This is a genomic window from Myxococcus guangdongensis, assembly GCF_024198255.1.
GTDB lineage: Bacteria > Myxococcota > Myxococcia > Myxococcales > Myxococcaceae > Myxococcus > Myxococcus guangdongensis.
In genome coordinates this window covers 528,493-553,223 of the sequence record NZ_JAJVKW010000002.1, presented here as the reverse complement: position 1 = coordinate 553,223, position 24,731 = coordinate 528,493, and the positions used below count along the sequence as shown (strand labels likewise).

21 protein-coding genes and 1 pseudogene are annotated in these 24,731 nt (G+C 70.6%); 19 read left to right on the top strand and 3 right to left on the bottom strand.

Annotated features, from left to right (window positions below):
• The first annotated feature begins 4 nt into the window (after positions 1-4).
• The 8 genes and pseudogenes from LXT21_RS07130 to hpf all read left to right on the top strand — a co-directional run bounded on the left by LXT21_RS07130 (position 5) and on the right by hpf (position 7,106).
• Positions 5-562, top strand: coding sequence for a hypothetical protein (locus LXT21_RS07130; RefSeq protein WP_407666969.1), 558 nt, complete (start codon positions 5-7; stop codon positions 560-562).
• On the top strand, positions 555-1,142 hold the full coding sequence (locus LXT21_RS07125) for an LptA/OstA family protein (protein WP_254037323.1): 588 nt from the start codon (positions 555-557) through the stop codon (positions 1,140-1,142). Before LXT21_RS07130 ends, LXT21_RS07125 begins: the two co-directional genes overlap by 8 nt.
• Positions 1,139-1,882, top strand: a complete 744-nt coding sequence (gene lptB / locus LXT21_RS07120) for an LPS export ABC transporter ATP-binding protein (protein WP_046711212.1) — start codon at positions 1,139-1,141, stop codon at positions 1,880-1,882. Before LXT21_RS07125 ends, lptB begins: the two co-directional genes overlap by 4 nt.
• A 248-nt stretch (positions 1,883-2,130) precedes the next feature.
• Positions 2,131-3,648, top strand: coding sequence for an RNA polymerase factor sigma-54 (gene rpoN, locus LXT21_RS07115; RefSeq protein ID WP_254037322.1), 1,518 nt, complete (start codon positions 2,131-2,133; stop codon positions 3,646-3,648).
• 57 nt (positions 3,649-3,705) lie between these two features.
• The gene (locus LXT21_RS07110; RefSeq protein ID WP_254037321.1) at positions 3,706-4,356 is read left to right on the top strand and encodes a GNAT family N-acetyltransferase; all 651 of its coding nucleotides are present in this window, start codon (positions 3,706-3,708) and stop codon (positions 4,354-4,356) included.
• 94 nt (positions 4,357-4,450) lie between these two features.
• A complete protein-coding gene (locus LXT21_RS07105) occupies positions 4,451-5,230 on the top strand; it encodes a hypothetical protein (protein WP_254037320.1) in 780 nt (259 codons plus the stop codon).
• A 223-nt stretch (positions 5,231-5,453) separates the two neighbouring features.
• Positions 5,454-6,216, top strand: a pseudogene (locus tag LXT21_RS45610) (SDR family oxidoreductase).
• Positions 6,217-6,452: 236 nt separating this feature from the next.
• On the top strand, positions 6,453-7,106 hold the full coding sequence (gene hpf, locus LXT21_RS07095; protein WP_254037319.1) for a ribosome hibernation-promoting factor, HPF/YfiA family: 654 nt from the start codon (positions 6,453-6,455) through the stop codon (positions 7,104-7,106).
• Between the two features lie 301 nt (positions 7,107-7,407).
• Here hpf and LXT21_RS07090 read toward each other — a convergent pair whose 3' ends face one another.
• On the bottom strand, positions 7,408-8,025 hold the full coding sequence (locus LXT21_RS07090) for a hypothetical protein (protein ID WP_254037318.1): 618 nt from the start codon (positions 8,023-8,025) through the stop codon (positions 7,408-7,410).
• Between the two features lie 233 nt (positions 8,026-8,258).
• Between LXT21_RS07090 and LXT21_RS07085 the strand changes: the two genes are divergently transcribed.
• Both LXT21_RS07085 and LXT21_RS07080 read left to right on the top strand, forming a co-directional pair.
• Positions 8,259-8,720, top strand: coding sequence for a PTS sugar transporter subunit IIA (locus tag LXT21_RS07085; protein WP_254037317.1), 462 nt, complete (start codon positions 8,259-8,261; stop codon positions 8,718-8,720).
• Between the two features lie 22 nt (positions 8,721-8,742).
• A complete protein-coding gene (locus LXT21_RS07080; protein ID WP_254037316.1) occupies positions 8,743-9,588 on the top strand; it encodes a hypothetical protein in 846 nt (281 codons plus the stop codon).
• Here the strand turns inward: LXT21_RS07080 and dtd are convergent.
• Positions 9,585-10,052 (bottom strand): D-aminoacyl-tRNA deacylase, encoded by a 468-nt coding sequence (gene dtd / locus LXT21_RS07075; RefSeq protein WP_254037315.1) that lies wholly within the window; start codon positions 10,050-10,052, stop codon positions 9,585-9,587. The two genes, LXT21_RS07080 and dtd, sit on opposite strands and share 4 nt — an antisense overlap.
• A gap of 215 nt (positions 10,053-10,267) precedes the next feature.
• Between dtd and dacB the strand changes: the two genes are divergently transcribed.
• Together dacB and LXT21_RS07065 are read left to right on the top strand one after the other, a co-directional pair.
• Positions 10,268-12,538 (top strand): D-alanyl-D-alanine carboxypeptidase/D-alanyl-D-alanine endopeptidase, encoded by a 2,271-nt coding sequence (gene dacB, locus LXT21_RS07070; RefSeq protein ID WP_254037767.1) that lies wholly within the window; start codon positions 10,268-10,270, stop codon positions 12,536-12,538.
• A gap of 543 nt (positions 12,539-13,081) precedes the next feature.
• Positions 13,082-13,585 (top strand): single-stranded DNA-binding protein, encoded by a 504-nt coding sequence (locus LXT21_RS07065; protein WP_254037314.1) that lies wholly within the window; start codon positions 13,082-13,084, stop codon positions 13,583-13,585.
• Between the two features lie 153 nt (positions 13,586-13,738).
• Here the strand turns inward: LXT21_RS07065 and LXT21_RS07060 are convergent, their stop codons facing one another.
• Positions 13,739-14,416, bottom strand: coding sequence for a succinate dehydrogenase (locus LXT21_RS07060; RefSeq protein ID WP_254037313.1), 678 nt, complete (start codon positions 14,414-14,416; stop codon positions 13,739-13,741).
• Positions 14,417-14,681: 265 nt separating this feature from the next.
• Here LXT21_RS07060 and hslO point away from each other — a divergent pair, with 265 nt between their 5' ends.
• The 7 genes from hslO (at position 14,682) to LXT21_RS07025 (ending at position 24,665) form a co-directional block, all read left to right on the top strand.
• Positions 14,682-15,572 (top strand): Hsp33 family molecular chaperone HslO, encoded by an 891-nt coding sequence (gene hslO / locus LXT21_RS07055; RefSeq protein WP_254037312.1) that lies wholly within the window; start codon positions 14,682-14,684, stop codon positions 15,570-15,572.
• Between the two features lie 34 nt (positions 15,573-15,606).
• The gene (locus LXT21_RS07050; protein WP_254037311.1) at positions 15,607-16,638 is read left to right on the top strand and encodes a Glu/Leu/Phe/Val dehydrogenase family protein; all 1,032 of its coding nucleotides are present in this window, start codon (positions 15,607-15,609) and stop codon (positions 16,636-16,638) included.
• Positions 16,639-16,694: 56 nt separating this feature from the next.
• A complete protein-coding gene (locus LXT21_RS07045) occupies positions 16,695-17,516 on the top strand; it encodes a phosphoribosyltransferase (protein WP_323394176.1) in 822 nt (273 codons plus the stop codon).
• Positions 17,517-17,535: 19 nt separating this feature from the next.
• A complete protein-coding gene (gene selB, locus LXT21_RS07040; RefSeq protein WP_254037310.1) occupies positions 17,536-19,452 on the top strand; it encodes a selenocysteine-specific translation elongation factor in 1,917 nt (638 codons plus the stop codon).
• Positions 19,449-21,965 carry an ATP-binding protein gene (locus tag LXT21_RS07035; RefSeq protein ID WP_254037309.1) on the top strand — a complete coding sequence of 839 codons (2,517 nt, stop codon included), beginning with the start codon at positions 19,449-19,451 and terminating at the stop codon, positions 21,963-21,965. The genes selB and LXT21_RS07035 overlap by 4 nt, the downstream gene beginning before the upstream one ends.
• Positions 21,962-23,407: a sigma-54-dependent transcriptional regulator gene (locus LXT21_RS07030; RefSeq protein ID WP_254037308.1), complete on the top strand. Its 1,446-nt coding sequence runs from the start codon at positions 21,962-21,964 to the stop codon at positions 23,405-23,407. The genes LXT21_RS07035 and LXT21_RS07030 overlap by 4 nt, the downstream gene beginning before the upstream one ends.
• A gap of 451 nt (positions 23,408-23,858) precedes the next feature.
• On the top strand, positions 23,859-24,665 hold the full coding sequence (locus tag LXT21_RS07025; RefSeq protein ID WP_254037307.1) for a GNAT family N-acetyltransferase: 807 nt from the start codon (positions 23,859-23,861) through the stop codon (positions 24,663-24,665).
• The last annotated feature ends 66 nt before the right edge of the window (positions 24,666-24,731 follow it).

Here is a 24,731-nt window from a genome sequence, read left to right as displayed (position 1 = left end):
CCTCGTGTCGCGCTCGCCCGTCCGCCTCCTCGCCCTCTGCCTGCTCGTCGCGGCGTGCACCCCGCGTCGCCCGGCGGAGGACGCCCCCCAAGGGCCCCCGCCCCAGGTGGTGCTCCACGGCGCGCGCCTGGCGTCCTACGAGGGCGAGCGCCTGACCTTGTCGGGAAATGCCGAGTCGCTGACGTACCAGCGCTCCGGCGGCGACGTGCAGGCCACGAACGCGACCTTGCGCATCCCCCCGGGCACCCCCGAGCAGGGCATGTCGGTGGGCACGGAGAAGGGGTTGGACATCAGCGCCCCGAATATGGAGGGCAGCGTCGCGTCCAAGCAGCTGGTGGCGTCCGGCGGCGTGGTGGTGCGCACGGGCGAGGGCATGGTGGTGGAGACGCCGCGGTTGACCTACGACGCCGTGGAGAAGGGCGCGCGGGGCAACGAGGGCGTGAAGGTACGAGGGCCGGCGTACCAGTTGCGGGCGGACCGCTTCTCGCTGTCCTTCCCGGATGAGACGTTCACCTTCGAAGGCTCGGTGGAGACCGTGCTGGGAGAGTCAGGGCGTGATTGAGTTCCTCGTGATGGCCTTCTTCGTGGCGCAGCCGATGCCCGCCGTCGCCGCCGCCACGCCCACGGACGGGGGCACGCCTGCCGCCGCCGCGGGCAGCCCCACCCAGGGCCCCCTGGGGCCGGTGGACCTGAAGGAGCCGGTGCAAATCACCGCCGACCTCATCGAGGGCGGCAAGTCGCAGGCCACGCTCACCGGCAACGTGAAGGTGAAGCACCGCACCCTGGACTTGAAGTGCGACCGGATGACCGCCTACTTCGCGCCGCCCCGCGTGGTGACGCGCGTGGTGTGCACCGGCGGCGTGCACGCGGTGGACGGCGACCGCATGGCCCGCGGCGAGCGCGCCGAGTACGACGTCGCCTCGGGCGTGCTCGTCGTCACCGGCACCCCGGAGGCGCGCCAGGGGACCACGTACATGCGCGGGACCAAGGTCCGCCTCACGTTGGGCAGCGAGAAGCTCGAGGTGGAGAACGCCGTCATCATCTTCGAGTCGCCGCCGTCGGCCCCCACGCCCTCCAAGCGCAAGGCCGCGCCCGCGCCCGCTCGCACGGCCCCCACGGCCCCGGAGGCAGCGCCGCGATGAGCGACGCGAAGCTGTACGCGGAGGGGCTCAAGAAGGCCTACCGCGGGCGCCAGGTGGTCAACGGCGTGTCCTTCACCGTGTCCCCGGGCGAGGTGGTGGGCCTGTTGGGCCCCAACGGCGCCGGCAAGACGACCAGCTTCAACATGGTGGTGGGCCTGGTGACGCCCGACGCGGGCCGCGTGCGCGTGGGCGACGAGGACCTCACGCACCTGCCCATGCACCGCCGCGCGCGCCGGGGCGTGGGCTACCTGCCCCAGGAAGCCTCCGTGTTCCGCAAGCTCACCGTGCGCGACAACTTCCTGTCCGTGCTGGAGCTCCAGAAGGGCCTGGACAAGAAGGCCCGCGAGGCCCGCGCCAGCGCCATCCTCGAGGAGTTCGGCCTCTCCCACGTCGCCGAGTCCCTGGGCGGCACCCTCTCCGGCGGCGAGCGCCGCCGCGCGGAGATTGCCCGGAGCCTGTTGCCCCAGCCGCGCTTCATCCTCTTCGACGAGCCCTTCGCCGGCGTGGACCCCATCAACGTGGGCGACCTCCAGCGGCAAATCTTCCTCCTGCGCGAGCGCGGCCTGGGCGTCCTCATCACCGACCACAACGTCCAGGACACCCTGGGCATCTGTGATCGCGCCTACATCATCACACAGGGGCAGATCCTCGAGGAGGGCACGCCCGCCGAGATTGCCGCCTCGCCCCGCGCGCGCGCCGTCTACCTGGGGGAGCGGTTCCGCCTCCAGCAGCCGCTTTGAGGGACGACTGGCCTCCAGACAACCGAGTGCATAGACTGGGTTGGCCCCGCTTTTGCGTCGACAGGTCAACAAGGCCCAGTCACGCTCAGTGCGTGCAAGCTCTTGGTTTCCTTGTGGAATTTTGAATATGCAAGCAAGGGACCACGATTCCGGCACTAGACGCCGTCAGGGGGCCTTGTTACGTTGGCACGGTCTTTGATTGGTCCCGTGTTGTGTAGGGGCTGAATCACTCGGGGAGACCCTGTCTCATGGCGATGGAACTCAAACAAAGCCTGAAGCTTGCGCAGCAGCTGGTGATGACGCCGCAGCTGCAGCAGGCCATCAAGCTGCTTCAGCTCTCCCGCATGGAGCTGCTGGAGCAGGTCCGCGAGGAGATGGATCAGAATCCACTCCTGGAGCAGCCGGACGAGCAGGCACCGGGCGACGTGGGGGACAAGGAGCCCGGAGAGGCGTCGCTGGAGGCGGACAACGTCGAGATTCCGCGCGACGTGGAGCTGCCGTCGGCTTCCGGGGACAACGCCCCGGAGTTCAAGGCGGACGGGGACGGGCCGCCGGAAATCGACTGGGAGCAGTACCTCAACAGCTACCAGTTCAACGAGCCCACCACCGCGTCCAACAAGGGCAACGTGGCCACGGACGACCTGCCGTCGTTCGAGGCGAACCTGGTCAAGAAGGAGGACCTGGTCGACCAGCTCCAGGAGCAGCTGGGCACGCTGCGCCTGAACGACGCCGAGCGCCGCATCGCCATGCTCATCCTGGGCAACCTGGATGACGACGGCTACCTCAAGCTGCCGGACATCGAGGGTGACCCGCTCATCCGCCTGGCCAACGAGGCGGACGTGCCCATGCACATCGCCGAGCGCACCCTGCGTCGCATCCAGATGCTGGAGCCGCGCGGCTGCGGCGCTCGCGACTTGCAGGAGTGCCTGCTCATCCAGCTGCAGGGGATGAAGGAGCCGCAGGCGCCGCTCTTGGGCCTCATCATCAAGCGGCACATGAAGTACCTGGAGAGCAAGAACCTGCCCGCCATCGCCAAGGACCTGAAGGTCACCTTGGAAGAGGTGGTGGGGGCGGTGAAGCTGCTCCCCAAGCTGGACCCGAAGCCGGGCCGCAACTTCAGCGGGGACGACGCGCAGTACATCACCCCCGACGTCTTCGTCTACAAGATGGGGGACGAGTACACGGTGGTGCTCAACGACGACGGCCTGTCGAAGCTGCGCATCTCCGGCACCTACCGCAACGCGCTGAAGACGGGCGCGGTGGGCCCCGGCCAGACGAAGGACTTCATCCAGGACAAGCTGCGCAGCGCGGTGTGGCTCATCCGCTCCATCCACCAGCGGCAGCGGACCATCTACAAGGTCACCGAGAGCATCGTGAAGTTCCAGCGCGACTTCCTGGACAAGGGCATCGCGCACCTCAAGCCCCTCATCCTGCGCGACGTGGCCGAGGACATCGGCATGCACGAGTCCACGGTGAGCCGGGTGACGACGAGCAAGTACGTGCACACGCCGCAGGGCATCTTCGAGCTGAAGTACTTCTTCAACTCGTCCATCGCCCGCGTGTCCGGCGAGGACACCGCCAGCGAGGCGGTGAAGCACCACATCAAGCAGCTCGTCGCGCAGGAGGACGCGCGCAACCCGTACTCGGACCAGAAGATCGTCGAGCTCTTGCGCTCGCAGGGCACCGAAATCGCGCGCCGCACGGTGGCCAAGTACCGCGAGGTGCTGGGCATCCTCCCCAGCAGCAAGCGCAAGCGGTACTACTGAGCCGGCGACAAGTGGCTCTTGGCGCGCCAAGACGCGCCGACGCAGAGTGGGCGCATCATGAGCGCCCCTGTCCTCCTGCTTGCCTCGGACGAGGGGCTCCCCCGACGGGAGCCCCTGCCGCTGGTCGTTCCCCCCGTCGTCCTCGAGGGCCGCGCGGTGCGCCTGGAGCCCCTGTCGCTCGAGCACGCCCCGGCCCTCGCCTCACTGTGCGAGGACGAACTCTTCACGTACTTCACCGTGGTGCCTCGCACGCGCGAGGACGTGGAGCGCTTCATCGCGGACCGCCTGCGCGGCGCGGAGAAGGGCACCGAGCGTCCGTTCGTCATCATCGAGCAGGCGACGGGCGTGCCCGTGGGCTCCACCAGCTACCTGGACATCCAGCGCGACAGCCGCACGTTGGAGATCGGCTGGACGTGGCTGGGGCGCCGGGTGTGGCGCACGCGCGTCAACACCGAGTGCAAGTTCCTGCTGCTCCAACTCGCCTTCGAGTCGCTGGGCGCCATGCGCGTGCAGCTCAAGACGGACCAGCGCAACACGCGCTCGCGCGCCGCGATTGAGCGGCTGGGCGCGAAGTTCGAGGGCATCCTCCGCAACCACGTCCTGGTGCGGGGTGGGGTGGTGCGCGACAGCGCCTACTACTCCGTCATCGACACCGAGTGGCCGGAGGTGAAGGCGCGGCTCTCGGGGATGCTCCAGAAGGAGGCCTAGCGAGCAGGCGGGCCATGGGCGGGGTGGGAAAGGCAACGCCCCCGTGCCGTTGTGCTCCCGTCGGGCGGGCGCGGGCGGTATAGGTGCGGCCCGTATGCACTCTTCCTCTCGTTTCCGTGGTGGCGTGGTGTCGGGTGTCCTGGCCGCGCTCGGGCTCCTCGCGGCAGGCTGTGGCTCCTCGCTGAAGGAGCAGGACGTGGACCTGGCGGGGCTGTCCGGCCGCACGCTCCTGTACACGCACGCGGACGTGGACCTGTTCGAACTCGAGCAGGCCGCGGGCTCGCACCGCGTCACCGTCACCTTCTCGCAGGCGGGCGGCGACGTCTGCACGCGGTTGACCGAGGGTGTCACGGCGACGTTCAACGGCGAGCCGATGCAGGTGGAGCGGGGCGGGGTGGATGACACCGCGGGCCGTGACGTGTGCCTGCCCACGCGCGCCTTCCTCGACTACGACCCGGATGCGTGGGCCGCGCTGTCGCCCACCAACGCGCGCGTCGTCTTCCAGGACGGCTCCGGCACCACCATCACCCTCGTGATGAAGGAGGCCCAGGCCAAGCGCTCCTTCGATGGCCTGTCAGAGGTGCAGCGGCTGCTCCGGGGCCAGACCTATTCGTACCAGTGGATGCCGTCGAGCGAGTCGCTCGAGTCCGCTGGCGCCACGCTCCTGGCCGAGGGCGGCGCCGTCACCGCGACGCTCACCACCACGCGCGACGGCGGCCGCGTCACCTTCACCGTGCCGCCCAACCTGGGCGCCGCCACGTACCTGCTCACCGTGAGAGGCCAGGTCCGCGGCGAGGTGCTGGAGTGCTCGGGCGTGGTGAGCTGTTCGGGCACCTACTTCCACTCCAAGGAGCAGGTCGTCGCGGTGCAGTAGCCTTCCGCTCGCATCCTTCCGGGGCGGGCGCGTGAGCCCGCTTCGCCCGGTTGTCGCGGCCAGGCTCGGACGCCACCGTGCAGGGACCCTCTTTCCCCTGAACGGAGCGCAGCCAGGGCCCAGAAGAACCCCGACCCGCGTGAGGCGGGCCCCAAGCCTCCCTTCCCCGAGCAGACGCAGCTTCATCCGGGCAAGGAGGGGCGGATGTCGCCGGAGCCGGACCATGGCGAGCAGTCCTACAAGCAAGGGACTGGGGCGGCTGAAGGACCGGGTGGCGCTCGTCACCGGCGGCGACAGCGGCATCGGCCGCGCGGTGTGCCTGGCCTTCGCGCGCGAGGGCGCGGACGTGGCCGTCTCCTTCCTCAGCGAGGGGGACGACGCCCGTCAGGTGCAGCACGTGGTGGAGGACGCGGGGCGCTCGGCGCTGCTGTCGCCCGGGGACCTGGCGGTGGAGGCGACGTGCCGCGAGCTGGTGGAGCAGATGGTGCGGCGCTTCGGTCGCATCGACGCGCTCGTCAACAACGCGGCCTTGAGACGTTCGAGGAGCTGGACCCCGAGCGGCTGGAGCGCACGTTCCGCGTCAACATCCTCGCGATGTTCCACCTGGTGCGCTGCGCGCTGCCACACATGAAGGCCGGCGGCACCATCATCAACACGGCCTCCCTCCAGGCGTATCAGCCCACGCCGCCGCGCTCGACTACGCCACCACGAAGGGCGCCATCGTCACCTGCACCCAGGGCCTGGCGCAGCACCTCATCGAGCGCGGCATTCGGGTCAACGCCGTGGCGCCCGGCCCTGTGTGGACGCCGCTGACGCCCCAGTCCTTCGACGGCAAGCAGGTGTCGACGTTCGGCGAGGACTCGCCCATGGGCCGCCCCGCGCAGCCGGCGGAGCTGGCGCCGTCCTACGTGTTCCTCGCCTCGGATGAATCACGCTTCGTGAACGCGGAGAGATTGGGTGTCACGGGAGGAAGGCTGCTCGCCTGAGCCCGTGTCGCGAGCTACCCGGTGCGCTGCTGTCCGTGCCGCGGCGCATCGCCTGATTCCGAGGGGTTGAAGAGTCTGATGCCCCGCAGGTCCGAGCACCAGCAACGGCGTGTTGTCAGGCCCCGGACGGCAGGTGCGCTCGGGAAGAGTCAACCCGGGGGGATGGGTTGCTTTCCCGAGGTCAGAACGTTTCTGATCTGTCACGCAGCTCCCCTCACCCTAGGAGGCAGCCACGCATGCAGTTCAACATCACCTTCCGTCAGTTCGGGGCGTCGGATTCCCTCAAGGAGTACGCACGCGAGAAGGTCGAGCGGGTGAACAAGCTGTTGGACAGAGCAGGAGAGGCACACGTCGTTTTGTCGTTGGAAGCCGGTCGCATCCATCACGCTGACATCACCGTCCACTCCGGCGCCTGGGTGCTGCGCGGGCGGGAGAAGAGCGAGGACATGTACGCGTCCATCGACCTGGCGATGGACAAGATCGAACGCCAGTTGCGTCGCTACCGCGACAAGCTCAAGAACCATCACGGCAAGGAGCGCGTCCACCACCGACAGGACCTGTTGAACCAGATGAGGGTGCGGCACGCCGTCTTCGAGGTTCCGGATGTGGAGGAGCTGGCGGTGGAAACGCCCTCGCCCAAGCTCACCGTCGCCCCGCCCGCGACGCCCGTGGCCGTCGCGACGCGCGTGGTGAGCTCCACCCAGCTCACCGTCAAGCCGCTGTCGGTGGACGAGGCGGTGATGCAGATGAACCTGATGAACAACGACTTCTACGTGTTCCACAACGTGGAGTCGGACGCGCTGGGCATCGTCTACCGGCGCAAGGATGGCCAGTACGGCCTCATCGAGCCCCACGAACCGCCCGCGCTGGCCGCCGCCGCCGGCACCTGACGTGAGGGCCTGAAGGAAGAACCCGCGCTCCGCCACCCCTCTCGAGGAGTCGGAGCGCGGACGCTCCCATCCTGATGGTGACGGGAGCGTTGCCGCCCCTTCATGGATGCTTCTTCCAAGGCTCGCGGTCGGCCACTGCCTTGGAGTGTCCCCCCCACCACCCGAGGAGGGTGGTGGGTGCATCCGCCGCGAAGAACGCCCGGGCTTTGACGCGCATATCGCGGGACGCCCGGAAAAAACGACGCGCCCCACCTCTCCCCCGGGAGATGGAGCGCGCCTCGGCCCTGGCTGGGAGGGGCCGTCAGTAGCCCTTCTTGCAACTGGAGCTCCCCTGCGCGTTGCGCAGGTCGGTGAGCACACCGGTGGAGACCGCCACGGGCGTGGTGACGACGGGGGCCCGGACGTTGACGAGCGCCAGCGTCATCAGCGCGGCCCGCTCACCCAGCGGGCGCGAGTGGATGGCCGAGGGGAAGGCCACGACGATGTCCGACTCGCGCGCTCCCCCGCACTCGCGCACGCCCGAGAGCGTCTCCGCCTCCCGCTTCAGCAGATAGGCGCAGGGGCCCACCCGGCCGTGCAGCCACGTGCCGTCCTCGGTGAGGTCCACCAGCTGGCCACCGAAGGTGCCCCAGACGCGGGTGTCGTCTCCCTCGGCCAGCTCCAGCCGCGCGCCCTGCTGGGCCACCGAGCCCGTGAGCAGCTGGTAGTCCCACTGGAGCGCCACCGGGTGCAGGCGGTAGCGGCCGCGCAGGCTGTTGCCGGAGATGCTCAGCGTGGAGGTGGGGCCGGTGATGGCGTCTCCCTGCAGGAGCAGGGACTCCTCGGCGGCGTCTCCCAACGCCAGGCCCTGGACACCGGTGGTGGCGCAGCCGGTGGCCAGCAGCGAGAGGACAAGGCTCGAGCACAGCGTTCGCTTCATGGCGGTCGCTCCCCTTTTCTTTTGCTGTCGTGGTTCACTGGCGGAAACGGACGCTGGGGATGGGCATATCGTCCCCTGGGGACGGGAGGGCGGGGAGACATGGGGGCGGCCCAGGGTCCCGGTCCTTGACGCGCAGTGAGCGGGTGTGGCGCCGGGACGACAGGCGACCCTTGCGCGAATCGAGGGTGAGGAGTAATTGCCGCCATCTCAGGAGCGCCAGCGCGGGAGCGTCAGTGAGAATCGCCGAGTTCCTCAGCCCCCAAGCCGTCATCGCGGACATGCAGTCGCGGACGAAGCAGGAGGTGTTGCGCGAGCTGAGCGCCACGTTGGCCCAGGCCCACCCCCCGCTCCTGGAGGAGCGGCTGGTGGAGGTGCTGCGAGAGCGCGAGAAGCTGGGCAGCACCGGCATCGGCGAGGGGGTGGCCATCCCCCACGGCAAGCTGCCGGGCATGACGCAGCTGCAGGCGGCCTTCGGTGTGTCCCGCGCGGGCGTGGACTTCGAGGCCATCGACGGCAAGCCCACCCACCTGTTCTTCGCCCTGGTGGCCCCGGAGAACAGCGCCGGCGTGCACCTGAAGGCCCTGGCCCGCATCTCCCGGCTCTTCAAGAACCCCCGCTTCCGGGCCGCCATCCTCGAGGCGCCCACGGCCGCGGACATCCACGCGCTCATCATCCAGGAAGACGCCCGGCCCTGAGCGCCGGGCCCGGGGGGACACCATGGACGTGGTGCTGCGGCCCATCAACGACGCGTTCTTCCATGAGCAGGTGCTCCCGTTCCTCACTCGCGCCATGGGCGACGCCAGCGGGGCCCTGGAGTCACTGATGGAGCAGCTGGGGGACGGCCAGTCGCGCATGCTGTGCGAGCGCATGCTGGCGACGTCGGTGCCCGGTGGCCTGGGCTCGGTGGACGCGGACCCCTGGGCGGACCTGGTGGACCGGCTCGCGTTCCAGCCCTGGAAGACGGGCCCCATGGGCTGGGAGGTGGACGCCCGCCACTCGGGGTACGCGGACGCCTGGGACGAGGCGCTGCACCTGTCGCTGATGCTGGAGGAGGGCCACTACCCCTACTGGGACAACCGGACGTCCCGAGAGGTGCGCGACGGCTTCCGCCTGCGTCCGCTGGCGGACGTGGGGCTGGCCTCGCTGCTGGCGGGGCAGTGGGACCCCTTCCCGGAGTTCCCCCCGGACCGCGTCTTCGTCACCCAGGGCCGGGGGGAGTACTTCCCCCATGAGCGCTTCGCCTTCGCGGACTGGGCCTGGCGCCCGGCGCGCGCGGTGGCGCACTGGCAGGTGAACCTGCCGCGCAAGCTGGAGCGGCTGCTGACGCGCGAGCAGGAGCGCATGAAGCTGCCGTCGTTGCCGGAGCGTGACGAGGTGCTCGCCTACTGGCTGGGCAAGCAAGCTCAGCCGCCGCCGCTGACGGTGGCCTTCTCCGGGCTGGGGCCGCGCGCGGCGAACTGGATTCGAGAGCTGGGCGCGCTCACCGGCCACATCCGTCAGGCGGCGCTGGCGAAGCAGGGCCTCGCCGCGCTCGTCACCAAGGGCACCACCTCTCGCATCTAGGGCTTGGGCGCGGCGGCGGTGGTCCCGGGGCTCTCCAACAGGAGCGTGACGGGCCCGTCATTGACGAGCGCCACCTTCATGTCCGCGGCGAAGATGCCGGTGCCCACGGACAGGCCGCGCAGGCGCAGCCCCTCGCAGGCCTTCTCGTACAGGGCCTTGGCCACGGTGGGCTCCATGGCGTCGATGAAGCTGGGGCGCCGGCCCTTGCGCGCGTCGCCGTAGAGCGTGAACTGGCTGACGACGATGAGCTGCCGCGAGGTGTCCTCCAGCGACAGGTTCATCTTGCCGGCCGTGTCCTCGAAGATGCGCAGCGTGGCGAGCTTCTCCACCATCCACGCCACGTCCGCCTCGGTGTCGCCCTTGCCCACGCCCAGCAGCACGAGCAGCCCCGGGCCGATGTCACTCACCTTCTGTCCGTCCACCGTCACCGACGCTTCCAGCACCCGCTGCACCACCGCACGCATCGAACTTTCCTCCCAGGGGCGATTGTCCGCCGCCGACTGTCAGGGGCGCGTGGCATCTTGCGCCCTTGGATTATGAAAAGAAGTCCACATGCCAGGGCGGCCAATTTGTTCTTGGCGGGAGAGCGAGCGCCCAACCGTGGACTCCCGCACCCCCTCTCTCTTGCCGTGGTTTCACGCGATTCACCATAATGGCCGCCGACTTCCCCGGAGCGTGCGTGCAGGTTCTTCGAGCCAGACACCTCTTGGCCGCGACGGCCATCGTTTCCCTGCTGCTTCCCCCTGGTGCCCTGGCGGCGCCGCCCTCCGCCGAGAAGCGCGCGGACCGCGAGGCGCTGCGCGCGGCCCTGCTCGAGGTGTTGCAGCGCGCCCCGCTCAAGGTGAGCCGGGTGGGCGTGCACATGCAGAGCCTGGATGACGGCGCGGTGGTGTTCACCCACAACGCGGACGAGCTGCTCAACCCCGCGTCCAACGTGAAGCTGGTGACGTCCGCGGCGGCGCTGGCGACGCTCGGGCCGGAGTTCCGCTACGAGACGGAGTTCCTCGTGGACCCGGAACTGGGCGCGGACGGCAAGGTGAAGACGCTCTACGTGCGCGGCAAGGGCGACCCGTCCGTCACCACCGAGCGGCTGTGGGGCATGGTGTCGGAGCTGTGGCACGCGGGCGTGCGCGAGGTGGGCGAAATCGTCGTGGACGACTCGTGGTTCGACGCCGAGCGCACGCCGCCCGGGTATGACCAGGAGGACTCGGACCGGGCGTACATGGCGCCCACGGGCGCGCTGAGCCTCAACTGGAACGCGGCGGCCATCTACCTGCGGCCCGGCGCGAGCGCGGGCGCCAAGGGCGTGGTGGAGATGGAGCCGCCCAGCGACTACTTCATCGTCGACAACCAGCTCTCCACGGGAGCGCGGCGGGCGCGGCGGGTGTCGGTGACGTCGGACCCGGTGGGCCCGCAGCAGAAGATTGTCGTGCGCGGGCAGGTGCCGCCCGAGCGCGGCGGCGCGGTGAGCGTCTGGAAGAAGATCGACAACCCGCCCATGTACTTCGGGCAGACGCTCAAGCAGCTGCTCAACACGCGCGGCATGAAGGTGAAGGGCAAGGTGCGGGCGGGGCAGACGCCGTCGCGCGCTCGGGCGGTGTACGTGGCGCAGTCGGACACGTTCGACGTGCTGCTCAAGCGGCTCAACAAGCTCTCCAGCAACTTCGTCGCGGAGCAGCTGCTCAAGACGATGGGCGCCGAGGGGCGTGGCCAGCCGGGCACCTTCACCAAGGGCGTGGAGGTGGTGGAGCAGTTCCTGGAGCGCGACGTGGGCATCCAGCGCGGCACGTACGTGATGAAGAACGGCAGCGGGTTGAACGACGCGAACCGCTTCTCGGCCACGCAGCTCAACAAGCTCCTGCGTTACATGTACGAGCGCTTCCCGTTCGCGCCGGAGTACCTGTCCTCGGTGCCCATCGCGGGCAAGGACGGCACGCTCAAGTACCGCTTCGAGGGCAGCGACGCGGTGGGCCGGCTGCGCGCGAAGACGGGCACGCTCGAGGGTGTGTCCGCGCTGAGCGGCTACGTGACGAGCGCGGGCGGTGAGCGCTTCTCGTTCTCGATGATGGTGAACGACTTCGCGGGCCGCGCGGGTCCCATCGTCGCGGGGCTGGACGCGCTGGGCGCGGCGGTGGCGGCCACGGGCTCCAGCCTGGGGCCCTCGAGCGCGGTGGCGTCGCTGGCGGACGGTGGCAAGGCGGCGGGCGCGATTGGAGATGTGGCCTCGCGCGTGAAGACGTACCTGGAGCTGGGCCGTCAGAGAGATCCACGCAACCTGGGCTTCCTGCGCACGGCGTGGCGCAGTGAGCGGGACCCGGCGGTGCGCGCGGTGCTGGCGGAGGGCCTGTACCAGTCCAACCCGCACGACTACCTGGGCGCGCGCACGCTGCTCGACAGCTACTCGGCGGGCAGCGACGTGTACGGCCGGCTGAGGGAGGTGGCGCGGGTGCTGGCGGTGGAGGTGCCGGGCGTCACGAGCATGGTGGAGCTGGCGGCGGGCGGGAACACAGAGGCGCTGGCGCGGGTGCTGGAGCTCGCGGGCGCCACGGGTGTGGATGCCACGGCGCAGGGCGAGATGTCCGTGGCCCTGGGCGAGGTGGCTCGCACGGCGCCGGAGGAGCTGGTGGTGGCGCTGCGCGCGGCGTCGGCCTCGGACCGCGAGGCGTCCACGACGTTGCTGGCCCGGGCGCTGGTGCAGACGGGGCAGGCGGACCATCCGTTCTGGAAGTCGCTGCGCAAGCTGGTGGGCGCGGCGGATCCCCAGGTGGCGACCTTCGCCAAGGGCCTGGACTCGGCGCTGTCGCAGAAGGTGGCGGAGGCCAAGGCCCGCCCGGTGGAAGGCGCGCCGGTGCAGGTGGTGGCTCCGGCGGGAACGCCGCCTCCGGCGTCCTCCAAGCCCCAGGGCAGCGCCCCCGAGGCCCGCACCGCCGAGACGCATCCGGGCGGGTAGCGAGCGTCGCGCCACGCGCGCGCCCATCTTCCGCGTCTCGTCGGACCGGAAGGTGCCTGGGCGCGTGGCCTCCGGGTGTTGGCTGGGGCTCGCATCGCCGAGCCGCACCCGGGCGGTGATTTCGTACCGCCCATCCCGTGCCTCGAAGCCCCCGGACGTGTGGGCTTCACGTGCTGTCGGGCCTTGGGCCCCGCGCCTCGCATCGCCGAGCTACAGCGCTGTGCGGGGGCCCCGGCCGTGCTTCAGGGCTGGCTCCGCCGCGCGACGCTCGGGGACGCACCTCCGTCCTGGTTCGCCTCGAGTGCCGTCCCGTGCGCTGAGCCCTCGGGTTCACGCCCAGGTGGGCCCGTCCCGTACCCGTCAGGTCCTGCCTGCTCGTCTGGTGCGCTGTCGCCCGGGCGGACCCCGTGCCGCGGTCCGCCTTCTGGAAATGTCAGGGCGCACTGCTATACGTGGAAGGCAACCTGCCAGGGCTGACGCCCGGCGGGCCTATTTCCCCCCCGTGGTGGGGGGGAACTCGACGAAAAGGAAGAGGGAGCAGTCATGGCAGGAGGCGTGAACAAGGTCATCCTCATCGGCAACCTGGGTGCGGACCCCGAAGTGCGGTTCACCCCGGGCGGTCAGGCGGTCGCGAACTTCCGCATCGCGACCAGCGAGAGCTGGACCGACAAGAACGGCCAGAAGCAGGAGCGGACCGAGTGGCACCGCATCGTCGTCTGGGGAAAGCTCGCGGAGCTCTGCGGCGAGTACCTGAAGAAGGGGCGGCAGTGCTACGTCGAGGGCCGCCTCCAGACGCGTGAGTGGACCGACAAGGAGAACCGCAAGAACTACACGACCGAGGTCGTGGCCAACGCGGTGACGTTCCTGGGCGGCCGTGACGCCGGGGACAACATGGGCAGTGGCGGCGGTGGTGGTGGCGGGCGCCGGAACTTCGGCTCGCAGCCGCGCGGCGGCGACAACAACGACTACGGCCAGCCGCCTCCGATGGATGACGGCATGGGCGGTGGCAGCAGCGGCGGCAACAACGAGGACGACATCCCGTTCTGAGCCCGTCTCTGGCCTCCGGCCGCTCCGGTCGGACACCCCAGAAGCGAACCGGCCGCTCCCCGGAAGGACTCGGGGGCGGCCGGTGTGCTTTTCAGAAGGTGGGCGCTTCGAGCGACGGGCACCCCTCGCGGAGTGCCCGGTGACGCAAGGGGCCTAGTGGCCCGCGGGCCCGAAGGCCGCGCCCGCCTGGTACAGCGCGTAGATGGCGCTCCAGCTCATCGCCGTCAGCAGCAGGAAGATGATGATGGAGACCGGCTCGAAGCGGCGCATGGCGCGCTCGGAGCCGAGCAGACCCCAGCCCATGGCGAAGCCCTGCAGGCCGTTGGCCAGGTGGTACGCGGTGCCCAGCGTGCCCAGCAGGTAGACGACGAGCGTGGGGCCGTGGAAGTGCATCTCCCGGGCGATGTCCTCGAACAGCTCCGGGTGACCCAGCGTCAGGCGCGGGCGCAGGAACGCCAGCCAGATGTGGGCGCCCAGGAAGGCGAGCACGCCCAGGGCGCTGACGCGCTGGAGCAGGTACTTGAAGTTGCCGTAGTTGTTGTACCGGTTGTTGTTGGGCCGGAAGCTGAAGAGCCGCACCAGGCCCCACCCCGTGTGGAACAGGAGCGGCAGCAGCACGATGATGAAGGTGAGGCCCTGGGCGTACGGGTTGGAGTACGTGGTGACGGCGCTCTGCCACGCCGCGCCGCCACTGAAGGCGGCCAGGTTGTTCCACAGGTGGTTGACGACCCAGAAGCTCAGGGGCACCACCGCGAGGAACGAGCCCAGGCGGGACTTGAGGAGCGGAGTCTTCGTTGCAACGGCGTCGGCGGTGGCGGCCTGGGTGCTCATCGGTTCTCCAGCGATGGCGCGCGGGCAGGTGGCCGCGCCCCAGCTCAAGGTCAGGTGACTGACTGTCGGTCGGCGGTTTATAGCCGTTCCGGCCACGACGCTGGATTTCTTCCGCACCTGCGCATCCCAGCCTTCGCGCATGGAGGCATAAGCCTGGACTTATGCGTCACCCCGGGCGGGCCTGCTGCCGGGCCGGCATGCGACGGGGCGTCCGCCTTCTGACGTTGGCGGGCACGCCGGGCTCGGGCACGCTACTCGCCCTGTCATGTCCGATGAGCTCGTCAGTGGATTGCTGAAGAAGTCCGATGTCCGCGTGGTGCTGGCCCTCACCACGCAGCTGTCCCGTCAGGCCCGGGCCACCCACCACACCGCCCCGGCCGCCGCGGCGCTGCTGTCCCAGTCCCTCACCGCCGCCGCCCTGCTGGGCGCCCTCCAGAAGGGCGACTCCCGCGTCAACCTCCAGCTCGAGTGCGACGGCCCCCTGCGGGGCCTCTTCGTGGACGGCGACACGTCCGGGCTCGTGCGGGGCTACGTGAAGAACACGCTCGTGGAGTACACGGGCAGTGACGACCAGTACCACTGGCGTCCCGTGCTGGGGAACAAGGGCTTCCTCTCCGTGCTGCGCGATTTGGGCGGGGGCGAGCACTACCGCTCCTTGGTGGAGCTGGAGCGCTTCGACCTGGCCGGCGACCTGGAGCGCTATTTCAATCAGTCCGACCAGCTCCCCTCGCACGTGGTGCTCATGCAGTTGCCCGCCGAGGTGGACGGGAAGCCGGAGTCGCTGGGCATCGTCGCGGGCCTGCTCGTCCAGCCGCTGCCCAATGCCGACCTGGAGGTCTTCCAGGCGCTCGGTGAGCGGCTGCGTCGTGACGCGCAAGGCGCCTTGCGGGCCCATGCCCCCGCGGGTGCGTCCGCCGTGCTGCGGGCGCTGCTCCCGGAGGCGGACTTCGAGGTGATGGCCCGCTATCCGCTGCGCTTCGGCTGCTCGTGCAGCGAGGACCGCGTGAAGCGCGCGCTGCTCGCCATGGGACGCGAGGAACTCCAGGACGTGCTGGAGAAGGAAGGACAGGCTGAAGCAACGTGTCAATTCTGCACGACGCGCTATGTCATTCCAGGAGATGAAATTCGGCGCATGTTGGAGAGCGGCTCGGTTTGACTTGGGTGCGTGGCCTCGGTAGAGGCCGCGCGCCATGAGTTACTTCACGCAACTGCTCGAAGGCGGCTACGAAGCCGTCCATCTGCTCAGTGATTCCCGCACGGGGCTTCGCGCCATCGTCGGAATGCACAACACGCGACTCGGCCCCGGGCTGGGTGGCACGCGCGCGCTGTCGACGTACACCAGCGAGGAGGAAGCCGTCGCGGACGCGCTCCGGCTGGCGCGCGGCATGACGTACAAGGCGGCGCTCGCGGGGCTGCCGCACGGAGGTGGCAAGGCGGTCATCATGCTGCCCCGGGGCAACTTCGACCGGGCGAAGCTGTTCGAGTCCTTCGGTCGCGCGGTGGAGTCGCTCGGCGGTCGCTACATCACCACCGAGGACAGCGGCACCAGCACCGACGACATGGAGCACGTGCGCAAGCACACGAAGAACGTCGTCGGCCTGAAGGAGCGCAGCGGAGACCCGTCGCCCGTCACGGCGTACGGCGTGGCGCGCGCCATGGAGGCCACGGCCAAGCACGTCTTCGGCGGCGCGGACCTCAAGGGCCTGCGCGTCACCGTGCTGGGCGTGGGCCACGTGGGCATGTACCTGGTGAAGGAGCTGCACGAGCGCGGCGCCCGGATTTTCGTCAGCGACATCAACGCGGCCAGCGTGGAGCACGCGGTGAAGCAGTACGGCGCCACGGCGGTGGACGCGGACACCCTGCACCGCATGGAGGCGGACGTGTACGCCCCGTGCGCGCTGGGCGGCGCCATCAACGACACCACGCTGCCCCTGCTCAAGGTGAAGGCGGTGTGTGGAGCAGCCAACAATCAGCTGCTCACCATGCGCCACGGCGAGCAGCTGGCCAGCCGGGGCATCCTGTACGTGCCCGACTACGCGGCCAACGCGGGCGGCCTCATCAACGTCGCCCAGGAGTGGGCGGGGTATGACCGGCAGAAGGCGTACGCCCGGGCGGCGAACATCTTCGACACCATCGACACCGTGCTGCGGCGCGCGAAGGAGTCGGGCCTGCGCCCCGAGCAGGTCGCGGACCGGATGGTGGAGGAGAAGCTCCAGGCCTGAGTGAAGGCCGTGGCCGGGAGATTCCCACCGCCTCGTGTCCGTGAGGTGGTGGGGATGTGAGCGGGGATGTGGCCAGGGCGCGCGCCTCGGGGTATGACGGGGCCGCACTTCAGCCGGAGCTCACCGCCGTGGCCACCAAGCGGGCAGCACCCGGGCCCAAGGCCCAGGGCAAGCGCAAGCCCACCGCGAAATCCTCCCCGAAGCCTTCGTCGTCGAAGAAGGCCCCCGCGAAGTCTCGCGTCGCGTCGCCGTCCGCGGCCGCGCGCGCGCAGGCGCAGAAGCTGGTCTCCATCCCATCGGACATGGTCCTGGCGCCTCAAGCGGAGGCCCCCCGTCAGCCGACGGGCAAGGACCAGTCGCGCAAGCGCACCGCGGGCGTGCTGCGCGAGCTGTCGTGGGCGCAGCTGGACCGCGCCGTGCAGCAGATGGCGGACGACATCCGCAAGTCCTTCCAGCCCGAGGCCGTGGTGGGCGTGGCCCATGGCGGCGTGTTCGTGGGCGGCGCGTTGGCGTCGGCGCTCGGGTGCGCGTTCCATCCGGTGCGCATCAGCCGCCGCAGCCGGGACCGCGGCGACAAGGCGCATCCGCGGGGCGGACCGAAGCCCTCGAACGAGATGCCGCGCGAGCTGAAGGGCAAGCGCGTGCTCATCGTCGACGACGTGGCGTCCAGCGGAGACACGCTGGAGCTGGCCATGGCGCTGGCGCGCGAGGCGGGGGCGAAGAAGGTGTCCACGGCGTGCCTGGTGGCGAAGCCGGATGCGTACGCGCCCCAGTTCGCGGGCATCTCCACGGGGGCGCTCGTCGTCTTCCCGTGGGACTACGCGCCCGGCACCGGCGACGCGCGCTTCGACGAGGACCCGGACAAGGCGGGCGCCTGAGCCGTACCGCGGTGATGCGATGATTGTCGGGACGGCGGGCCACATCGACCACGGCAAGACGTCGTTGGTGAAGGCCCTCACCGGCATCGACACGGACCGGCTCCAGGAGGAGAAGCGCCGGGGCATCACCCTGGAGCTGGGCTTCGCGCACCTGACGCTGGACGACGGCACCCTCGCGGGCGTCGTCGACGTGCCGGGCCACGAGCGCTTCGTGAAGGCGATGGCCGCGGGCGCGGGCGGCGTGGACCTGGCGGTGCTGGTGGTGGCGTCGGACGAGGGCGTGATGCCCCAGACGCGCGAGCACCTGGACATCTGCAGTCTGCTGGGCGTTCGCGCCGGCGTCGTCGCGCTCACCAAGTCGGACCTGCTGGCGGAGCCGGGGCCCGAGTGGCGCGCGCTGGTGGAGGCGGACCTCGCCGCGCTCACCGCGGGCTCGTTCCTGGAGGGCGCGCCGGTGGTGCCGTGCTCGACGCGCACGGGCGAGGGGCTCGTGGCGCTGCGCGCGGCGCTCACCCGGGCCGTGGGCTCGCTGGGCAAGCGCCCCTCGGAGGGGCCCACCTTCCTGCCGGTGGACCGCGTCTTCACCCTCAAGGGCTTCGGCACCGTGGTGACGGGCACGCTCCTGTCGGGCACGGTGGCGGTGGACGACGCGGTGTCGCTCCTGCCAGGCACGCCCGGGCCGCTGCGCGTGCGCGGGGTGCAGCAGCATGGGCGCGCGGTGACGCGGGTGGAGGCGGGCCAGCGCGCCGCGGTGAATCTGCCCGGCGTGGAGCCGGAGTCGCTCCACCGGGGGCAGGTGCTGACGCGCGCAGGAGAGCTGCCCGAGACGCGCATGCTCGACGTGGAGCTGACGCTGCTCCCCTCCGCGCCGTCGCCCCTGCCGCGCCGCCGCAAGCTGCTGTTGCACCTGGGCACCGCGCAGGTGGAGGCCACGGTGGCGCTGCTGGACGTGGAGCGGCTGGAGCCCGGCGAGACGACGCTCGCGCAGCTGCGCCTGGACGCACCGGTGGCCGCGCTCGTGGGGCAGCGCTTCATCCTGCGGGGCTCACGCGCGCTGCCGGGGCGGGGCGCGACGGTGGCGGGCGGGCGCGTGCTGTCGATTTCCCCGCCCAGGCGCCGCAAGGGTGGCGCGTCCATCGTGGCGCCGTTGCGAGAAGCGGACCCGGCGGGGCAGGTGGCGTGGCTGCTCCGGCAGGCGGGCTACGCGGGGCTCACGCAGCAGGCGCTGTTCGGCCGCTCGGCGCTGGGACCCAAGGTGCTCACGCGCGCGCTGGAGCTCCTGGGCGCGCGGGGCGCGGTGGTGCTGTTGGACCGGGAGAGCCGGCTGTACCTGTCCGGCGAGGTGCTCGAGGGGCTGCAAGGCCGGGCGCTCGCGGTGCTGGCGGCCTTCCACGAGCGTGAGCCCTTGCGTGAGGGCTTGTCCCGCGAAGAGCTTCGTCAGCGGCTGTCCGGCGAGTTGGATGCGCGGGCCTTCCAGCGGGTGTTGCAGGGGCTGGGGGACGCGGGGAAGCTGGAGGTCGAGCGGGACCTGGTGCGCCTGAAGGGGCGCGGACGCGCGCTGTCGTTGGGGGACGAGGCGGCGCGGGCGCGGCTCGCCGCGGAGCTGTCCGCGGCGGGGCTGGCGCCGCCCACCGAGGGCGAGCTGTCCCAGAAGCTCCAGCTCCCGGCGCCCCGCCTGCGCGAGCTGCTGAAAACATTGATGGCCGAAGGCAAGGTGGTCCGCGTCAGCGAGGAGCTGTGCTTCGACGCGGGCAGTCTGGGGGCCTTGAAGGAACGGCTGGTTGCCCACCTGCGCGAGAAGAAGGACATTACCACCCAGTCCTTCAAGGAATTGGTGGGACAGAGCCGCAAGTTCGTCATCCCTCTGTCCGAGTACTTCGACCGGGAGAAGGTGACGCTCCGGGTGGGCGAGAAGCGGGTTCTGCGTCGCGGATGAGCACCAGCCACTACAGCGAGGCGTCGCTGCGCGCCCTCATCGAGCCCTTCGGCAACCCCGTGCTCGCGGTGGTGGACGGGCGTGTGTCCTCGGCCAATGACGCCTACCTCGCGCTGGTGGGGCTGCCCCGCGAGCGGGTGGAGGGGCGCTCCGTCATGGACTTCGTCCAGCCCGAGGAGCGCAGCCGGCTCGTCGAGCGCTACCGCCTGGTGGAGTCCGGCGGGGCCATGGAGGCGAGGACGCAGGTCTACCAGGTGCCCTCGGCTGACGGCGCCACGCGCGAGGTCGCCCTCTACGCGTCCCGAATCCCGCTGGAGGACGGGCGGCACGCGCTGCTGCTCAACCTGCTGCCGCTGACGGACAAGCCCCCCGAGCTGTCCATGGCGGAGCGGCTGGTGGAGACCTCCGCGAGCCTGGTGTCCGCGCACTCCGAGGACGCGGTGCGACGGGTGGCCCTCAAGGGCCTGGAGGCCGCGGGCTTCCGGGTGCGGCTCTTGCGCTGGGACGGTCTGCGGCTCAACGCGCTCGATGGCGGCGCGCCTCCGCCGGACGTGGCCCTGGGGCTGGAGGCGCTGTCGGACGGGCGCCCCGTGTTCGGCGGCGCGGAGCGGGCCTCGCCCACGCACGTGTACCTGCCCGTCGGCGGCCCCCAGGTGGAGGTCCTTCGGGTGGAGGGGCCGTGGGTGGCGCCCCGGCATGGCTCGGTGCTGACGCTCTTCGCGAAGGTGGTGGGCGCGGCGCTGACGGACGCGCGCGTGCAGTCGGACAGCACGCGCAGCCGGTGGGAGGTGGGGGCCGTCGCGGAGATGGCGCGCTTCGTGGCTCGGCCGATTCCACCCACGCCCGAGGACTTCCTCTCGCGCGTGTCGGAGCTGCTGCTGGCGGAGGCCGCGGTGCTGCACCTGACACGGGAGACGGAGGGGCCCCTGGTGCTGTCGGCCCACGTCGGCCTGACGGAGGTGGTGGGCCCGGGCGGCGACGTGGCGCGGCTGGGGGGGGTGATGGGCGGCTCGGTGCCGGACGCGTTGGATGGCGACCTCACCAGCGAGGCGCAGGCCCAGGCGCTGCGCGAGGCTTCGCAAGGCACGTTGGGCAGTGGCGCGGCGGTGCGACTGGCGCGAGGCGGCGAGGCGTGCGGCGTGCTCCAGGTGCTGCGCGCGCCGGACCGTCCCTTCGACGCGCGAGACGTGCGGCTGCTCGGGACGCTGTCGGAGCTGCTGGTGACGTTGCTCGAGCAGCGCCGGCTGCGCTCGGAGTCCGAACGCCAGCTGACCGAGACGCGGCTGCTCCTGGATTTGGCCCGGACGACGTCGGGCGTGCTGGAGACCTCGAGCATCCTCGACGTGGCGTCGGACTTCCTCGTCCACCTGCTGGACGTCTCCAACTGCTACATCATGCTGTACGACGAGAGCGCGAAGGTGCTCCGGGGCGCGGCGGCCTCCGCGGCGCACCGCGACTTCTTCCGCACGGTGGTGTTGTCGCTCTCCAGCGACAGCGTGGCATCGCGCGCCGCGCGCGAGCGCAAGCCGGTGGTCATCGAGGACGTGGAGGCCTCTGGCGGCGGCTTCAATCCGCAGCTCGTCCAGCGCTTCGGGGAGAAGGCGCTCCTGGCGCTGCCGCTCACCTCGCGCGAGGAGCTCATCGGCGTGGTGCTGGTGGACGACACGCGCCGCGCGCGCACGTTCAGCCCGGAGCTGGTGGAGCTGGCGGAGGCCACGTGTGGCCAGCTGTCACTCTCCATCGCCAACGCGCGCCTGTACGAATCGCTGTGGGCCAGCTACGCGGAGCTGGCCGCCACGCGCGCGGAGATGGTGAAGCGCGAGCGGCTGGCCGCCCTGGGCGAGCTGTCCGCCATCGTCGCCCACGAGGTGCGAAACCCCCTGGGCGTCATCTTCAACGCGGTGGCCTCGCTGCGCCGGCTCCTGGAGCCCTCGGGCGACGCGGCCATGCTGCTGGACATCCTGGGCGAGGAGAGCGACCGCCTCAACCGCATGGTGGGCGACTTGCTCGACTACACGCGGCCCCGCGACCCGGTGCTCCAGCACGAGGACTTGAGCCGCGTGCTGCAGGACTCGCTGGAGGCGGCGCGCGCGCAGGGTGGGGCGCCGGACCGGCCCGTGCGCATCGACGCGGAGGTGGAGCAGGGCCTGCCGCCCGTGCCCATGGACCGCCGGCTCATCCGCCAGGCGCTGGTCAACGTGGCGGTCAACGCCATCCAGTCCATGCCGCAGGGGGGCCTGGTGCAGGTGCGCGCGCGCCGTGAGGCCCACGCGGGCCGGGAGCAGCTGCGCATCGACGTGGCGGACCAGGGGCCGGGGATTCCCGCCGAGCTGCTCCACCGCGTCTTCGAACCCTTCTTCACCACCAAGGCCCAGGGCACCGGCCTGGGGCTGGCTGTCGTGAAACGAATCCTCGAGGAGCACCGCGGCGAAATCGCCGTGGACAGCACCCCCGGTCGCGGTACCACCTTCACCTTCCGGCTTCCCCTCTCGCAGCCCCCGTCCTTCCCATGACCGACGCGAACCTCCCGCCGTCCCGCGGACGCATCCTCGTCGTGGACGACCAGCGCAACATGCGCGCGACCACCGCGCTGCTCCTGCGCGCCGAGCACTACACCGTCTTCGAGGCGGGCACCGGCGAGGAAGCCCTGGCGCACCTGTCCGGCGGCAGCATGGACCTGCTCCTGACGGACTTGAAGATGGAGCCCATGGACGGGCTCACGCTCCTCAAGCGCGCGCTGGAGGTGGCCCCGCGGCTGCAGGTCATCATGATGACGGCCTTCGGCTCCATCGAGAGCGCGGTGGAGGCCATGCGCCTGGGTGCGTACGACTACGTCACCAAGCCCTTCAAGGAGAGCGAGCTGCGCTACCGCGTGGAGCGCGCCCTGGAGCGAGCGCGCCTGCTGCGCGACGTGGACAACCTGGCCACGGACTTCAACGAGCGCCACGGCCTGTCCGCGCTGGTGGGCCGCAGCGCCGCCATGAGGGACCTCACCTCGCGGCTGATGCGCGTGGCCCAGAGCGACGCCACGGTGCTCATCCAGGGCGAGAGCGGCACGGGCAAGGAGCTGGTGGCGCGCGCGCTCCACGCGCACAGCCGCCGCAAGGGGCGCTCCTTCGTGCCCGTCAACTGCGCGGCCATCAGCGAGTCGCTGCTGGAGAGCGAGCTGTTCGGCCACGCGAAGGGCGCCTTCACCGGCGCGGTGAAGGCCCGCCGGGGCCTGTTCGAGGAGGCTGACGGCGGCACGCTCTTCATCGACGAGGTGACGGAGACCAGCCCCACCTTCCAGTCGAAGCTCTTGCGCGCGCTGCAGGAGGGCGAGGTGCGCCGCGTGGGCGAGTCCACCGCGCTGCGCGTGGACGTGCGCACCGTGGCGGCCACCAACCGCGACATCGAGCAGGAGGTGCGTGAGAAGCGCTTCCGCCAGGACCTCTACTACCGCCTCAACGTGGTGACGCTGCGCGTGCCGCCCCTGCGTGAGCGCCTGGATGACGTGCCCGCGCTCGCCGAGCACTTCCTGGGGCGCGCCAACACCCGCAGCCCCAACCCCCGGCGCCTGTCCGCCGCCGCGGTGACGCACCTGATGAGCTACGACTTCCCGGGCAACGTGCGCGAGCTGGAGAACCTGGTGGAGCAGGCCGCCGCGCTCTCGGAGAGCGACGAGCTGTTGCCCGAGGACTTCCCGCTGCGCCAGGCCCGCCTGACGCCCGTCGCCGGCACCAGCGCCCTGGGCATGCTGGACGGCCCGGGCAGTCTGCCTCCTGGCACCAGCTCGGGGCCCACCCTGGCCCAGGTGGTCGAGGACGCCGAGCGCCGCGCCATCGCCCAGTCCCTGGAGCGCCACGGCGTGGACCTGGCCCGCGTCGCCGACGAGCTGGGCGTCTCCTCCACCACCCTGTGGCGCAAGATGAAGCGCCTCAACCTCCGGCCGCCCAACGAGGTGGGTCGGGAGTAGGGTGGAGTTGGACGTGTAACTTTTGCGCACCCGTGGATTCAGATCCGAAATGAACGGGGTTCATCGGTGAAAAACACAACCGCCCGGACTCATTGATGATTTTCAGTTCTGAAAGCCGATTGCAGGGCTGAAATGCAATCACCGGGGTGGGCCATTGTTGGGCAGACCTCTAAGTGCCTGAGAAAACTGGAGTTTGTCTCAAAACGGGGTCTGGCACGGCGACTGCTATAGGTTCACGCGGGACACATCGAAGCGAGGCTGAAGGCGGTTCCCCCCCACCCCTTCAGCACTTCCGGTGAGTCACCTTCAGAAGACCCGCGGCCCGACCCTCCCCTGGAGTGTCGGGCCGCCTTCTTTTGTGCCGTCGGGCGTTGAGTCAGGCTCGCGTCGGTAGCGCTCCTTCCTTGCCGGAGGCAGGCCGATGACGGTGGATGTGGGGTCGTGTCCGTGGGTGCAGAGACCCGGACGCGCCGACGATTACCCGACGTACGCCAGGCTGTTCGTGGAGCTGGGGCTGGAGGACCCTCCGCCGCCCGTATCCATGTGGGAGCAGGAGCTGGCGAGTCGCACCTTCCTCGTCGAGGGGCCGGGTGGGGTGGTGGGGTACACGTCCACGGAGGCCCTGGGTGTCATGGGGTACGTGGGCCAGCTCGTGGTGGCGCCCACCGCGCGCCGTCAGGGGCTGGGGCGGTGGATGATGCTGAGGTCGGCCGAGCGCCTCCGGACGCAGGGCTGCCAGCACTGGTGCCTCATGGTGGTGCGCGACAACACCCCGGCCCTGGAGCTCTACGGCTCGCTGGGGATGCGGCGCGCCCGGCAGGCCACCGACCTGGAGGTGACGCGGGCCCACGTGGCCACGCTGCCGGAGGCGCCCCGCGGCCTCCGGGTGTCGCCCGTGGAGTCATCGGATGGGGAGCCGCTGACGGAGGCCTTCGGGATGATTCCGGGCAAGCTCGCGCGCTTCTCTTCGCTGGCCTCGCACCAGCTCTTCAAGCTGACCCGAGGGGAGGGCGCGGCCACCGAGCGGCTGGGGGTGATGGACCTGCGCTCCGGCGGCGTGGTGCTCTACCCCTTCTTCGCGGTGTCCCTCGCACATGCGCGGGCGCTCCTGGAGGACGCCTTCACCCGCGTGGGGCCCGCGCGTCAGTCCCTGGGCGTGGTGATGACGGACAACCCATCCTTGGAGGACGCCCTGCGGAAGGCCGGAGCCCGCACGCGCCTGGAGACGTACGAGCTGCGCGGCGAACTCCCGCGCTGACCGCGGCACCTGGGTGCCCCAGAAAGACGACGCCCGCCCGGGCACGAGGCCGGGGCGGGCGGAGTC

Bases quoted from the DNA above. Each gene is read 5' to 3' on its own strand.
- LXT21_RS07060 (WP_254037313.1), bottom strand. From the start codon at position 14,416: ATGAGCACCCAGGCCGCCACCGCCGACGCCGTTGCAACGAAGACTCCG.
- lptB (WP_046711212.1), top strand. From the start codon at position 1,139: ATGAGCGACGCGAAGCTGTACGCGGAGGGGCTCAAGAAGGCCTACCGC.
- LXT21_RS07050 (WP_254037311.1), top strand. From the start codon at position 15,607: ATGAGTTACTTCACGCAACTGCTCGAAGGCGGCTACGAAGCCGTCCAT.
- LXT21_RS07090 (WP_254037318.1), bottom strand. From the start codon at position 8,025: ATGAAGCGAACGCTGTGCTCGAGCCTTGTCCTCTCGCTGCTGGCCACC.
- LXT21_RS07030 (WP_254037308.1), top strand. From the start codon at position 21,962: ATGACCGACGCGAACCTCCCGCCGTCCCGCGGACGCATCCTCGTCGTG.
- rpoN (WP_254037322.1), top strand. From the start codon at position 2,131: ATGGCGATGGAACTCAAACAAAGCCTGAAGCTTGCGCAGCAGCTGGTG.
- LXT21_RS07105 (WP_254037320.1), top strand. From the start codon at position 4,451: ATGCACTCTTCCTCTCGTTTCCGTGGTGGCGTGGTGTCGGGTGTCCTG.
- hpf (WP_254037319.1), top strand. From the start codon at position 6,453: ATGCAGTTCAACATCACCTTCCGTCAGTTCGGGGCGTCGGATTCCCTC.
- LXT21_RS07110 (WP_254037321.1), top strand. From the start codon at position 3,706: ATGAGCGCCCCTGTCCTCCTGCTTGCCTCGGACGAGGGGCTCCCCCGA.
- hslO (WP_254037312.1), top strand. From the start codon at position 14,682: ATGTCCGATGAGCTCGTCAGTGGATTGCTGAAGAAGTCCGATGTCCGC.
- selB (WP_254037310.1), top strand. From the start codon at position 17,536: ATGATTGTCGGGACGGCGGGCCACATCGACCACGGCAAGACGTCGTTG.
- LXT21_RS07080 (WP_254037316.1), top strand. From the start codon at position 8,743: ATGGACGTGGTGCTGCGGCCCATCAACGACGCGTTCTTCCATGAGCAG.
- LXT21_RS07065 (WP_254037314.1), top strand. From the start codon at position 13,082: ATGGCAGGAGGCGTGAACAAGGTCATCCTCATCGGCAACCTGGGTGCG.
- LXT21_RS07035 (WP_254037309.1), top strand. From the start codon at position 19,449: ATGAGCACCAGCCACTACAGCGAGGCGTCGCTGCGCGCCCTCATCGAG.
- dtd (WP_254037315.1), bottom strand. From the start codon at position 10,052: ATGCGTGCGGTGGTGCAGCGGGTGCTGGAAGCGTCGGTGACGGTGGAC.